General features: G+C 47.1%; 13 protein-coding genes. 6 read left to right on the top strand and 7 right to left on the bottom strand.

Annotation, left to right across the window (positions count from 1 at the left end):
* A partial coding sequence (locus J7545_RS15825; protein WP_318719845.1) for a DUF3179 domain-containing protein occupies nt 1–810 on the top strand: 810 nt, incomplete at its 5' end.
* A gap of 65 nt (nt 811–875) precedes the next feature.
* Here J7545_RS15825 and J7545_RS15830 read toward each other — a convergent pair.
* From J7545_RS15830 to psbB, 4 genes are all read right to left on the bottom strand, one after another.
* Nucleotides 876–2411, bottom strand: a complete 1536-nt coding sequence (locus tag J7545_RS15830; protein WP_318719846.1) for a hypothetical protein — start codon at nt 2409–2411, stop codon at nt 876–878.
* Nucleotides 2360–2956, bottom strand: coding sequence for a transcriptional regulator NrdR (nrdR, locus tag J7545_RS15835; protein WP_318699314.1), 597 nt, complete (start codon nt 2954–2956; stop codon nt 2360–2362). The genes J7545_RS15830 and nrdR overlap by 52 nt, the downstream gene beginning before the upstream one ends.
* 72 nt (nt 2957–3028) lie before the next feature.
* Complete coding sequence (locus J7545_RS15840; protein WP_271936322.1) at nt 3029–3124, bottom strand: photosystem II reaction center protein T; 96 nt, start codon at nt 3122–3124, stop codon at nt 3029–3031.
* Nucleotides 3125–3272: 148 nt separating this feature from the next.
* Nucleotides 3273–4799, bottom strand: a complete 1527-nt coding sequence (gene psbB, locus J7545_RS15845; RefSeq protein WP_318699315.1) for a photosystem II chlorophyll-binding protein CP47 — start codon at nt 4797–4799, stop codon at nt 3273–3275.
* A gap of 318 nt (nt 4800–5117) precedes the next feature.
* Between psbB and J7545_RS15850 the strand changes: the two genes are divergently transcribed.
* Together J7545_RS15850 and psbM are read left to right on the top strand one after the other, a co-directional pair.
* Nucleotides 5118–5414 (top strand): 2Fe-2S iron-sulfur cluster-binding protein, encoded by a 297-nt coding sequence (locus tag J7545_RS15850; protein WP_271936324.1) that lies wholly within the window; start codon nt 5118–5120, stop codon nt 5412–5414.
* A 77-nt stretch (nt 5415–5491) separates the two neighbouring features.
* On the top strand, nt 5492–5605 hold the full coding sequence (gene psbM / locus J7545_RS15855) for a photosystem II reaction center protein PsbM (RefSeq protein ID WP_271936326.1): 114 nt from the start codon (nt 5492–5494) through the stop codon (nt 5603–5605).
* 84 nt (nt 5606–5689) lie between these two features.
* Here psbM and J7545_RS15860 read toward each other — a convergent pair whose 3' ends face one another.
* Nucleotides 5690–6526 (bottom strand): universal stress protein, encoded by an 837-nt coding sequence (locus J7545_RS15860; protein ID WP_318699316.1) that lies wholly within the window; start codon nt 6524–6526, stop codon nt 5690–5692.
* Nucleotides 6527–6623: 97 nt separating this feature from the next.
* On the opposite strand from J7545_RS15860, the gene J7545_RS15865 reads away from it, so the two are divergent.
* The 3 genes from J7545_RS15865 to J7545_RS15875 all read left to right on the top strand — a co-directional run bounded on the left by J7545_RS15865 (nt 6624) and on the right by J7545_RS15875 (nt 9304).
* Nucleotides 6624–7088, top strand: coding sequence for an acyl-CoA thioesterase (locus tag J7545_RS15865; RefSeq protein WP_413038651.1), 465 nt, complete (start codon nt 6624–6626; stop codon nt 7086–7088).
* A gap of 174 nt (nt 7089–7262) precedes the next feature.
* Nucleotides 7263–7637: a hypothetical protein gene (locus J7545_RS15870; protein ID WP_318699318.1), complete on the top strand. Its 375-nt coding sequence runs from the start codon at nt 7263–7265 to the stop codon at nt 7635–7637.
* 35 nt (nt 7638–7672) lie between these two features.
* Nucleotides 7673–9304, top strand: coding sequence for an alpha/beta hydrolase (locus J7545_RS15875; protein ID WP_318699319.1), 1632 nt, complete (start codon nt 7673–7675; stop codon nt 9302–9304).
* A 13-nt stretch (nt 9305–9317) separates the two neighbouring features.
* Here the strand turns inward: J7545_RS15875 and J7545_RS15880 are convergent, their stop codons facing one another.
* Together J7545_RS15880 and J7545_RS15885 are read right to left on the bottom strand one after the other, a co-directional pair.
* Complete coding sequence (locus tag J7545_RS15880; protein WP_318699320.1) at nt 9318–12998, bottom strand: WD40 repeat domain-containing protein; 3681 nt, start codon at nt 12996–12998, stop codon at nt 9318–9320.
* Nucleotides 12999–13136: 138 nt separating this feature from the next.
* The coding region (locus J7545_RS15885) for a hypothetical protein (RefSeq protein WP_318719848.1) at nt 13137–13434 on the bottom strand (298 nt) is incomplete at its 5' end.

Below are 13434 nucleotides of genomic sequence, written 5' to 3' on the forward strand. Positions count from 1 at the left end.
CATTTTTTCTGCATATCAATTCCCAAGAGTATGCATATGGGCAAAAATGAGATCGCCACACCCTGTATCACTGAGTATACCTTAGCTCTGGAAATTATTAATAATAGAAGAAACCGGAGAGTGACAGAAGAGGGGTATCCATTTGGAATTATGAACTGGCATGAAATTGTGAATGATACGGTGGGAGGAAAGACAATTACCGTGACTTACTGTCCGTTGTGCGATACGATTGTTGTTTTTGAACGCCATCAAACCACTTTTGGAGTTTCTGGTAAACTTTATCAAAGCTGTTTGGTGATGTACGATCGCGCCGACGATACCTTATATTCTCAGCCTTGGGCAATGGGAATTATTGGCGCAAAGGTTGACCAACATCTCGATCGCCTGCCGGCTGTCAAAACAACGTTAGCCGAATGGTTGAGAGAACATCCAGAGAGTGAAATTCTTTCCACGAATACCGGACATATTCGAGATTACCAAAATTATCCCTATGGCAGTTACTATACTGACGATCGTATTATCTTCCCTGTCCGCAATCAGGATCGACAATCCCTTCCTCCCAAAACTATTGTCAGCTACATTTGGGAATCGGATAACCAAACTCCCCGCGATCGCTTTTCAGGGGAGAGTTTACACATTGCTCACCAGGAACTCGAACAAATTGGCGAAAAAACGGTTACTTTTAATGGTCGAGAAATTCGCCTGGTTTGGGATGAACGGATGAAAACTGCACGCTTTGAAGAAATGAATGGTCGAGTGATTCCGAGTACCACCGCTTTTGCTTTTGTTTATCCGGCTTATTTTGAATAATTGTTGTCAGAGAGTTTTGGGCAAAAAACATACTGAAAATTTACTCGAATTACATGAAACCCTTTTTATGCGGGAATAAACTCAGTCACTAGGGTAAGCTGAACCAACCCCAATTTCCAGGGTTGACCGGATGCGGAAATTTTGACTCCAGTGCCTGAAAAGAGCAAACTTAGGGCAGGTCTTGCCGTTTCTATCTCGGTTTTCATCTGCTCTAAAAATCGATCGGTTTGTAGCGTTAACTTAGGCTCATTTGCCCTAAATGACAATTCAATTATGGCATCGTTCATTAAACAAAAATGACCCGGAGTATAAGGTTCTCCTGTGGCTAAGTCCAGTTGGAGATCTTGGTCAATCGATTTGACATTCAACAGCGCAACTAATCGCAAGGTTCCTGCATCCCATCCCCATTCTGGTTGTAGCACGTAGGCGGGCACTTGACCGAGGCATTGCATGAAGTCATAGGATAAGCTGGTGAGTTCCCAGAGCAGATAGGATATCCATTCGGTTAAGGAGACTTGAGGATGGAGTTGTAGACTTTCTTTGAGTTGAAAGCGGAAAGGAGAGGGAAGGATGGGTTTACCCAACAGGTTTAGATGAGCTAAGACTTGGTTGGTAATGGCGATCTCCTTTAACGGACTCTCAACGTCAAGCAGGTCTAGCGTTTGCAGTTGATCGAGGGCGGGAAATAAAGCTCTAGAGAGCAAAGTTTGACGATAAGCGTCAATTAATAGGGGATCGGTCCATTGAATAAGAATCGAGCGATCGCTATCCTTAGGATCTGACTCCATCCCTTCTGCCATCCACTCTAAACCCAAGGTAACTTGTGCTGTACCCGAAACCCAATCTTTACCCGGTTCGAGAATATCCACGAAACAGGGTTCGAGCCAGGGTTGTAGATGGGGGGTTTGGGTTTGTAGCTCCTTTCGCCAGTATTGGATCAGATCGGAGCCAGAAATGGGATCGGTTACCGATGGCGAGAGAATTTGGAACTCGGTTGTTGCCTGAGGAGAAAGAGGGGGAGGAGCAAAAGTGGCTAAATCGATCGCCCATTGAACGGATTCTGCTTGCACCTCTAGAATAGGAACCACACGCAACAGTCCCCGCTCTTGAGAACTATTAGCTTCCCACTTTTGGGCATACACACCGCCACTCATTTGCATGAGACCATAGGAACTGGTCGCAATTGTCCATAGTAATTGCACGCTGAGATCTTCAACTAACCCGTTAGAATCCTGGGGAGATAAGGACGCTCTATTGTCTTCCTGGATCTTAGTCAGGAGATCTAAAACTTCATAGACCTCTTCCGTCACGTAGGGCAGTAAATTTTCTGGGGTGAAGGGCAAATTTTCCGGCCAACCGCCTTTCGGCGATCGCAGTTCAGTCATCAGCACTATTAACTGCTCCATGGCTATTTGCAGGGTTTCTGGACAAGAGGCAGATATTTTGGGGCGATCGCCAGTCCAGGGCCAAGGCAAGCGAATTAATGTTTCACTAATCGTTTCCGCATCAAACTCTTCTAGGGGAGTGTAGTCAGATTCGCCCATTCCCATCAACTCGAACGTAATCCGATCGCTTCCACCGTTGATGGGGGACAAACCCATTGATCTGTATCGGTTGTCATCTTAGCCTCTGGGGCAGAGCATCGAGCGTCATTTTCCTGGCGATCGCATAAAGGGATATCTTCGCCCCCGATGGGATGAGCTTGGAGATGATTCAAAGTCTCCATAAAATCCCGAATCCCTTGGAACTTCCCATAAACTGAGGCAAACCGAATGTAAGCCACCTCACTCAGGGGGCGTAAATGGTGTAAAACCTGCTGGCCAAGTTCGCTACTAGTAACGTCCCGTTTACCACCTTGTTGCAAATCCATTTCGATCCGGTCAACCAATTGCTCCAAAGTCGGCAAATCAATTCCTGTTTTTTCACACGATCGCACGACTCCCCTGAGCAGTTTTGAGCGATCGAACGCTTCCCGTTGTCCACCCCGTTTCAAGACTGTAATTGCAACCCATTCAATCCGTTCGTAGGTCGTAAAGCGTCCCTTACAGTTTAGACATTCTCGCCTTCGCCTCACGCTTTGCCCAGCTTCAGCAGAACGTGATTCCAAAACCCTACTATCGGTATGCTGGCACAATGGACATCTCATAATGATTGAATCCTTAAGCCTCTTGGTGGGATGGACAAACTAAATTGAGATTAAATCCCTCATGGGAGATTCTTATTTTCCAATTTTCGGGGGATCGCGGAAGGCGATCGCAAAGAAAATTGTTCCCAAAGCTAATGCTAGAACTAATATATAAACGGTGCTTTCCATAGTTTAACGTCCCAATCGGGTAATGGATGAATGATAATTATTTTATCTTACTTTGAAACCAAGAAAAAGTAGGAGTAGACTTACCTACTCCTACTTTCTTGATTATAGGCTTGGGGACAAACTAACCCTAAAACGGTTAGCGAATCTCCTAAGCTCCTTCTTTACGGGTACTGGTATCACCCACTTTTGCGAACAAACCAAACTCTACTTGTTCTTCTAGATCGGAATCAATACCAGCAAATACATCTCGGTATAGAGTCCGAGAACCATGCCAGATATGACCAAAGAAAAATAACAGAGCAAAGACGGCATGACCGTAGGTAAACCAACCTCTGGTACTGGTGCGGAATACACCGTCAGAACCCAGGGTTTCGCGATCGAATTCAAACGGTTCACCCAATTGGGCTTTCCGAGCGATTTGCTTGACTTTAGCGGGGTCAGCGATCACTTGACCATCGAGTTCACCGCCATAGATGGTTGCCGTTACTCCGGTTTGCTCAAAGCTATACCGAGATTCAGCACGACGGAAAGGAATATCAGCACGAACTACGCCATCTTCATCGGTGAGGACAACGGGGAAGGTTTCAAAGAAGTTAGGCATCCGGCGCACGCTTAAAACGCGACCATCTTTATCCGTGAACACAGGATGACCTAACCAGTTTTGAGCTAGACCATCACCATCATTCATCGGCCCAACCCGGAACAAACCGCCTTTAGCTGGGGAGTTTCCGACATAATCGTAGAAGGCCAGTTTCTCAGGAATCTTATTCCAAGCTTCTGAAGGACTATCTCCATTGGCGATGTTGGCTTGAACGCGACGTTCAATTTCTTGTTGGAAATATCCTCCATCCCACTGATAGCGGGTGGGGCCATACAGTTCGATGGGGGTAGCTGCGCTACCGTACCACATGGTTCCAGCCACTACAAATGCAGCAAAGAACACTGCTGCAATACTGCTAGAGAGTACGGTTTCAATGTTACCCATCCGCAGGGCACGATAGAGGCGCTCTGGGGGACGAACGGTAAGATGGAATAATCCAGCAATAATACCAACCACACCAGCAGCGATGTGGTGAGCGGCAATTCCCCCAGGGTTAAAGGGGTCAAAGCCTGCCGGCCCCCATTCTGGGGCCACGGCCTGGACACTTCCGGTGATGCCGTAGGGATCAGAGACCCAGATGCCGGGCCCAAACAGGCCAGTTACATGGAAGGCTCCAAAGCCAAAGCACAGAAGTCCAGATAAGAATAAGTGAATCCCAAACATTTTGGGCAGGTCTAGGGCAGGTTCACCGGTACGAGCATCGGTGAAGAGTTCCAAGTCCCAGTAAACCCAGTGCCAGCAAGCGGCGAGGAATAATAAACCAGATAGGATGATATGAGCTGCGGCTACTCCTTCAAAGGACCAGAAGCCAACATTGGATACGGTTTCACCCGTAATACTCCATCCGCCCCAGGAATCGGTAACTCCTAGACGGGCCATGAAGGGCATGACAAACATGCCTTGCCGCCACATGGGATTGAGGATAGGATCGCTAGGATCGTAGATGGCTAACTCATATAAGGTCATTGAGCCAGCCCAGCCTGCAACCAGGGCAGTGTGCATCAGGTGTACAGCGATCAGACGGCCTGGATCATTCAGGACAACTGTATGTACTCGGTACCAGGGTAGTCCCATTGACTACGCTCCTCCTTTTAGGATTTCTAAATCGACGATTAACTCAAGTGGTTTTTCGTTTTTTCGGTAGACCCTTGAAGCTAGATCCTGAGTCTACCGTAATATTAAATCAGCGACTCCAGTTCAGATGAGTCAAGACTTCTGGCTCGGAGCGCTGGTTTTTTCATGAGAACGAATATAACGAATTGTAACCAGTGATGGAACCGATTGCAAGCTGAAATCAGTTACGCTAGTTTCTTGTTGATTTTGACCATAAGGATACCCAACAGTGCAACATTTCTTTATAATTCTTAACGATAAGAAACAAAGAGGTGGACAATGGCTAATATCCAATTTGTCAATGAAGATAAAGTGGCGATCGCTGCCAATGGAGCCAACTTACGTTTAGAAGCTCTAGAAAAGGGGATCGATATCTATAAACTGATCGGCAAAATGACCAATTGTGGTGGAGTCGGTCAATGTGGGACGTGCATCGTAGAGATTGTTGAGGGTATGGAAAACCTCTCGGCTAAGACCAACTTTGAAGAACGAAAGCTCAAGAAAAAGCCCGAAACCTACCGTTTAGCCTGTCAAACCTTGGTCAATGGCCCCGTAAGTGTAAAAACGAAGCCCTAACGGACTTTAAGAGAGGATACATATCGGTTATTCTAGATAGGGATTTAACCCTTAGATAATAAAGAGGCCTGTAGCTAATGCAAGTAAATGACTTAGGATTTGTGGCCAGCATCCTATTTGTCCTGGTTCCTGCTGTATTTTTGTTGATCCTCTATATTCAAACCGCTAGTCGTGATAACAAAGGCACTTAATTGTCCTTCCTTTTTACGGTTAGACGAATTCAAAATGCTGAGATCTTTCTAATCTCAGCATTTTTTATGTCTCCTCAACGATCGCTAGTTACTGGTATTTCTGACCAGTAATACCGGACAATTTGCCTGAACTCGCACATAGTCAGACAGAGAAGATCCCAATAAGCGATCGAGATCGGGTAGTTTTTTCGCGATAGAGGGCCGACGGTCTGGAGAACCCAACACCATCAAATCCACATTTTTTTCCTCGGCAATCTGGCAAATTTTTTCACCTGCATTACCCATGGCATGGAGCAATTCCGTATTTACCCCAAAGACTTTCGCTTTTTGGGCCGCATCGACTAAAATCGGGTCTTGATCGGGACTGGCGATTTTCGATTCAGGATTCACATGCAGCAGGGTCAGAGAACTGCCCGAAACCTCTTGCAGAAGTTTTAGGGCAACCTGTAGACTTTCCTGAGCAGTTTCTGAACCATCAAGAGCAACTAATACCCGATTGAGGCGCTTGACATACACATCATCTTTCACGAGCAGCATCGGACGAGTGCTGGTCTGGAAGACATATTGACTCACCGATTGTTGGAGGATCGATTGTAGACGGCCCAGGGCCCGAGAACCCATGATAATCAGGTCAGAGTTTTCTTCTTCAGCCACATCAAGAACAGTTTGTTTAGGGTCTCCTTGCTTGAGGCGGGGATTAATCCGTTCTTCATCTAGTTTTAGGGAGTCCACTGCTTGAGCGAGAATTTTGCCCCCTTCTTCTAACAAGTTGGCAATATCGCGTTCGCTAGACTTCTTGGGAACAATATGCAGAAGCGTCACTTGAGTGTCCCTTTGAATGGAGGGAATCTCCAGCAGCATATTCATCATTTGTTCGCACAGACCTCGGCCAGCAACGGCAACTAAAATTTTCTTGAACATTGGGGTGATTCCATCTGTATTGAGGAAATTCTTCTTATGATTTAAGGATAATCTGAAGTTGCAACGTAAAATTTTAAGAAAAGTGTCAGATAAATCGATCGCGACTTCCAGAATTGTATCCGTTTATCCTGGGGGGGCCGATCCTAGCGATCTCTCCTGGTTTGAGTATCCGGTTTGTGTCTATCCCCACCATACCGACTATGCCGGAGTGGTTTGGCATGGAAGTTATATCCAATGGATGGAAGAGGCAAGGGTAGAGTACTTCCGCTCTATGGGGGTTGATTTCGCTCAATTGGTGTCCATCGGATGCGATCTACCGGTGGTGGATCTGTCGGTGCGCTATCAGAAACCCCTTCAGTTAGGGATGAGAGCGATCTTGAAAACTCGTTTGGCAGAAATTACTGGAGTTCGCCAGATTATCCAATGTCAGATTTGTTCGTTAGATGGAGACGAGCGTTATATGACGGCTCAGGTTACTTTAGTCGCGGTCGATCGCCAACGGGGTAAGGTGCTGAGAAAGTTACCACCGATGCTTGTGGATGCTCTGATGAAGTTGTCTTAGCTTCGGGTGAGGGATTGAGGGATGGGGAATTGGCACTTTAGCAATAGGCTAAAACTGTTTTTTGTTTCCTAACCTCCACAGCTCATTTATTCAGAAATTCCTAGGTTAATCGTGCCTTCTCGCGATCGCCCTTTGGCTATAATTAGAGCAAAATTCTCAAAGGGAGTCTAGATCGTGAAAATTCGTATCATTTCCAGCCTGTTAATCGGTTTAACGGCATTTTTAGGAGGTGTGGGAATTTCCCAAGCAGCTTGGGGAGAACATCGCCGAAATTTTCATGAACTGATCGATTTAAATCCCGCATTATATCGTCAGATTTGCAGTCAAATTCAATCGAATTCTAATAATTGTAATAATACTTATCGGTTAGGGGTCCCCATGTATTTGGTGATAGGGAATTTAGGCGAAATTTCTTATGTGACGATTCTGAATAAACAACTGTATACTTGGGATTGGGTGAATGGCAATTGGATTCCTGAGAGGGATATGCCGGTAGGAACTTATCAGTTTGTGTTATTACTGAGAGAAGCACAGGAAGAGTCCCCATAAGGGGTGTGCCTAGAACTTTTTTATTTGAGTAAAGGATGAGGATGATGAAGCGATCGCACCAACGATGGGGTTTAAGATGTGTCTTAGCTCTATTGAGTGGTTGGTGTGCCCTAGGACAACCTGCCCATGGAGCCGAGCGCATTAATCTTCGTTTAGGATTATGGCAGACTCAAATTGCGATCGCCGATTTAGAAGAGTTTAGCGAAACCGGAACCCTATCCCCAGCATTGCACCCCTATCGCTCAGTTCTCACCCCTAGGGTGCAACAGCTCATAGACTATCGGTTTCCGATTGATACCCGACTGGGCGATCGCATCCTCAGAAATATTCTCCACTCTCCCCTGAGTCTGGAAATTTACCAAAGTATCGTTCCTATTTTGCCCAATAGTCGGCTGGACTATCTAGAGCAAGCTGTAACCACTACACTGCAACAAAACCATTTCAGTGTTCTCTCTATTCTCAAAGCCTATCCCGGTCAAGAAATTACCATCAATGTTTCCGCTGCGCTCTCTTTTGCCCTTCAGTTTAACCATGATTATTGGCAAAGTCGCCTTCTAGAACCCTTACTGGTGCGCGATCTGTTGGTGAATGAGTCCTCAGATCCTCTGACTGGGGAAGTCGATCCGACCCAACGAACCTACGATCGGGTAGAAAAAACTTCATTAATTCTCCAAGACCGGGATAGGGAGCGCATTATTCCGGTCGATCTGTATACCGTCCGGCGATCGCCAAACCCTGGGCCTCTAGTGGTCATGTCCCACGGGTTTGGCTCCGATCGCCATTACCTGTCGGGTTTAGCCTATCATTTAGCCTCCCATGGATTAACCGTAGCGGCGATCGAGCATCCCGGAAGTAATCTCAGATGGTTAATTAAGGGATCAAAATTTAGCCAGTTAACCACCCTAGTCCCTCCAGAGGAGTTTATTGACCGCCCCTTAGATATTCACTTTTTGCTCGATTATTTAAGTGATGTCAACGATCAACCAGGCCCATTAAAAGATAAATTCAACACCGATCAGGTCACCCTAGTGGGTCACTCCTTGGGGGGGTATACCGCCTTCGTTGTAGCGGGTGCAGAGCTAGATTTAGCCAGTGTACGCCGTTTTTGTCGCGATCGCCTGCCCTTAGGTCGTTCTCCCGCCGACTGGTTACAATGTGCAGCCGCCGATCTCACCGTTACTCCCCAGTCCCTTAAGGATGACCGGATTGTGCAAGTGATTGCCATCAGTCCCGTGATTGGGCGTTTATTTGGCGAAACCGGAATCAGTGCCGTCAAAATCCCCACCTTAATCTTAACCAATACCAATGATGTCGTCGCCCCAGCCCTCGAACATCAAATCCGCCCCTTTAACCGCTTAACCGCGCCCAAATATCTGCTCACAGCAATTGGCACACCCCATTTAAGTATTGGTAATCTCAGAGATTCAAATCCCGTGGGTTCCCCCTTTGAGCCTTTACAACAATTAGTCAATGGGGTTTCTCTGGCATTTATTAAACAATTAACCCCGGAAAAAGAACGCTATGAAATTTTCCTCAGTCCCGCTTACGCCCAATCTTTTTCCACGCCTAAAATTCCCCTGCGCTTAAATCAATCCCTTCCAGGAAATTTATGGGAGCGAATAGAAGTCGGTCGTCTGTTACAACGCTTTGCCCTAAAGGAAAAGTAAAAACGGTTTTTCCCTATTCCCCATCTCCTATTCCGTCGCACAAGCGGCGCTCCTCGTCACTCAAAGGAGCATGAGGATTCGACAAATACGGGCGAACTCTCTGGCAAGTTCTCTGCATTAAAGAATCAAAGTCCACATCCCACACTTTGATCGTTCCGTCATTACTGCCAGAAAATAAAGTTTTTCCATCCGGGCTATAACTGACACTCAAGATCAAGTCTTCATAACCAGTGAGGGTAGTGAGTTCTTCCCTCTTTTCTAAATCCCACAGTTTGATAGTTCTGTCATCACTACCAGAAGCTAGAGTTTTCCCATCTGGACTGTAACTAAGACTTCTGACCATCCCTTGATGACCTGTGAGGGAGGTAATTTCTTCTCCTGTTTCTGTATCCCAAAGCTTGATAGTTCCCTCCGAACTACCAGAAGCTAAAGTCTTCCCATCTGGACTGTAACTGAGGCTGCTGACCCACCTCTGATGACTTATGAGGGAGGTGATTTCTTCCCCTGTTTCTGTATCCCAAAGCTTGATGCTTCCGTCTGCACTGCCAGAAGCTAGAGTCTTTCCATCTGGACTGTAACTGAGGCTGCTGGCCCACCTCTGATGACCTGTGAGGGAGGTAATTTCTTCTCCCGTTTCTGTATCCCAAAGCTTGATGCTTCCGTCTGGACTGCTAGAAGCTAGAGTCTTTCCATCTGGACTGTAACTGAGGCCAGCAGTACCCGGCCCCTGATCCCCAGTGAGAATAGTAATTTCTCCACCTGTTTCTAAATTCCACAGCTTAATAGTTAGTTCCTCAACACCAGAAGTCAAAGTCGTGAGATCCTGAATATTTTTGATCTTTCCCTCCACACCGATAGAAGCTAAAGTCTTGCTATCTGGGCTATAACTGAGACTACCGATTAGGTATTGGTCAGCAGCGAGGGTATTAAGTTCTTCCCCTGTTCTTAGGCCCCACAGCTTGATCGTTCCATCTGCACCAGCAGAAGCTAAAGTCTTTCCATCTGGGCTGTAGCTGATACGGTTGACCAACCCCCGATCGCCAGTGAGGGTAATGAGGTCTTCCCCTGTTTCTAAGTTCCACACCTTGACCGTTCCATTATGACTACCAGAAGCTAAAGTCTTTCCATCCGGGCTGTAACTGACACTACCGGCGGACTCCCGATCTCCAATGAGAGTAATGAGTTCTTCCCCTGTTTCTAAGTCCCACACCTTGATTGTTCCGTCTGCACTGCCAGAAACTAAGGTCTTGCCATCGGAGTTGTAACTAACTCTGCTGAGGAACTTCTGATGACCAATGAGAGTAATGAGGTCTTCCCCTGTTTCTAAGTCCCACAACTTGATTATTCCATCATCACTGCCAGAAACTAGGGTCTTGCCATCGGGGCTGTAACTAACTCTACTAACAGGCTCCTCGCTATAAGTGAGGGTAGTAAGTTCTTTCCCTGTTCCTGCGTCCCACAACTTGATTGTTCCATCATAAGTGCCAGAAGCTAAAGTCTTGCCATCCGGGCTGTAGCTGTTGGACATCATCCGATCACCAGTGAGGGTAGTAAGTGCTTCCCCTGTTTCTACATCCCATAGCTTGATCATTGCATCTGAATGACCAGAAACTGTTGCCTCAAGACCAGCAGAAGCTAAGGTCTTGCCATCCAGGCTGTAGCTGAGACTCCTAACTGATCCCAGATCGCCAGTGAGGGTAGTGAGTTCTTTCCCTGTTCCTGCGTCCCATAGCTTGATCGTTCCATCAGAACTGCCAGAAGCTAAGGTCTTTCCATCTGGGCTGTAACTGAGACTGCTGACTAACTTCTGATGACCAGTGAGGGTAGTAATTTTTGCCCCTGTTTCTAGGTTCCACAGCTTGATTTTTCCGTCAGAACCTCCGGACGCTAGGGTCTTTCCATCCGGACTATAGCTCACACTATAGACTGGCCCCTGATGACCATAAAAGCGTTGGCGCTCTCTACTCTCATAAACATAGGTTGTTACAGCAGCCATTAACTCTGGGTCACTAGATTGGTGCTTTTCCAGAATTTTATTCGCTTTAAGAAGTGCTATTGCTGCATCAAAATCTTTACCTTCGTTCGATAGAGCTAGAGAATAGCGAGCAAGAGAATCTGCTTCACTGAGTTCTGCTTGCTTCTGCTGATACCGAGCCGTGAAGAATAAGCCAGTAGTTACTATCAGAGCTGCCCAAGAAACGACAACCAGTTGCCCTAGTGTCCTAATCTGCTGACGCTTGCGAGTCTCTTTTTCCTTCTCTTCCCTCTCTTTCTCCGCCATACTCAACCGAATAAACTCAGTCTCAGCCCCCAACTCCTGGGGACGCTCCTCTAGTCTTTCCTGAGCTTCCGCTAAAAATGCCCCTCGCAATAATGACCCCGCATCTTTCCCCGTTGCTTCCCATTGTCGCTTCGCCCCCCTGAGTCGCTCCTGCCAGGCGCGAAATGTCCTATCCGTCTCCATCCAACCCCGCAACTCACCCCAATTGCGAATCAGCGCCTCGTGAACCACTTCCACCGTTTCCCGCTCTTGCCCATCCCGACTGGTAACCACCAACCGAGCATCCGCCAATTGCTTCACCAACGACCAACTCTGCTCTCTTAACTGCTCTTTCACCGCCACCCGTCGCGTATCTTCTGCTCCTTCACCCGGAAGCACCAATTGCACAAAAATCTGGCGCACCCTCTCCTTTTCCCCCTCCGACAACCTGCCATAGGTCTCATCCGCATGACGAGCCAGAGCGCCTTCCACCTCACCAATAGCGGCATAAACCTCATGGGTTAACGTCTTCCCCCGTTGCTGATGCCACAATTGCGTCAGGGCAAACTCCAATAACGGTAAATTCCCCGGTTGATGGTTCACATCATCTAGAATGCGCTCGATTAATCCCGCTTCAAACCCCACCCCCTGAGCTTCCGCAGGCTTCACAATAACGTCCGTCAACTCCTCCCGGTTCATCGACCCCAACTTGTAATCCTTGCGGTTCAACACATCCGCAAAAGGTCGATAGGACAGAGCATTTCCCAGAAAATCCGCCCGCATCGTCATCACCACCGTACCGGGTAAATCCGCAATCAGGGCATCTAAAAATTGGTGGCGTATCTCCACTTTGCTACAGAGCGTGTAGAGTTCCTCAAATTGATCGATAATCAGTAAAATTTGGTCAGTCAGATGATTCTGCCGAATCTTTAGAAATACATCGGCTAAGGGAAGCTCTCCATTTTGCAAAGACTTGGACAACTTCCGTGCATGAATTATCTGATCCGTCTCATCCGAAGTATACAGGGGAACCAAAGACAATGCCAAACTATGAAACGGCTCAGAACCCGGACGAAAATGGGTCAATTGCCAATGACCATCCTGTACCAGTTTCGGTACTAACCCCGCCAACACCACCGAAGATTTCCCACTCCCCGACGCTCCCAATACCGGAATCAACCGCTCGGTTTTCGTCGCCCCATAGAGTTCCTGAATAAAACTTTCTCGCCCAAAGAAAAACTGGGCATCATTAGGGCCAAAATGAAATAACCCCCGATAGGGACAAGGAAGGTTATCCGTTTCTGCAACCTCTTCCGTTGTAGCTTGGCTCGGATGGCTGTAGAAGTAGTTGTAGATAACGTTGCCCGTACCAATGGACAACCCTTTAACTTCGCCTTCAAACTGGGAATCAAATTGAGAAGTATCGTCAGCCATCTGAATCAATTAAAAATTAAAAATGGGTCTTGGTCGTTGGTAAGGAACTTGTGGGGCAGGGCGGGTTTAGGAAGGTTACAGGTTGGTCTCCTCACGGGTAAACAAACCCGCCCCATCCCCAGCACATCAAACATTAATTTAACTAAACGTATTGGTTTGCTGGTTACTGTGTCCAACTTGCGCCCCTTTCACCTCCCCTTGAAATGTGGTCTGGAAGCTGCCAGGGGTTGACTCTTTCGACTCCATTTCATCGAGCAGCTTCTGAGCAGCCGCGAGAATTTCCCGATCGCGATCGGCTCCCGCTTCGAGTAACTTTTTCTGCAAAGGTGCTTTGTAAGTTTCTGGGTCGCTCTCATGTTCTTCTAATACCATTTCGGCCTTCGGTTCCCCAGCAAACTTGCGCTTAATCAATGCCTTTAGCCCTTGATAAGCATCC

The organism is Roseofilum sp. SBFL, assembly GCF_017746885.1.
Classification (GTDB): Bacteria; Cyanobacteriota; Cyanobacteriia; order Cyanobacteriales; family Desertifilaceae; genus Roseofilum.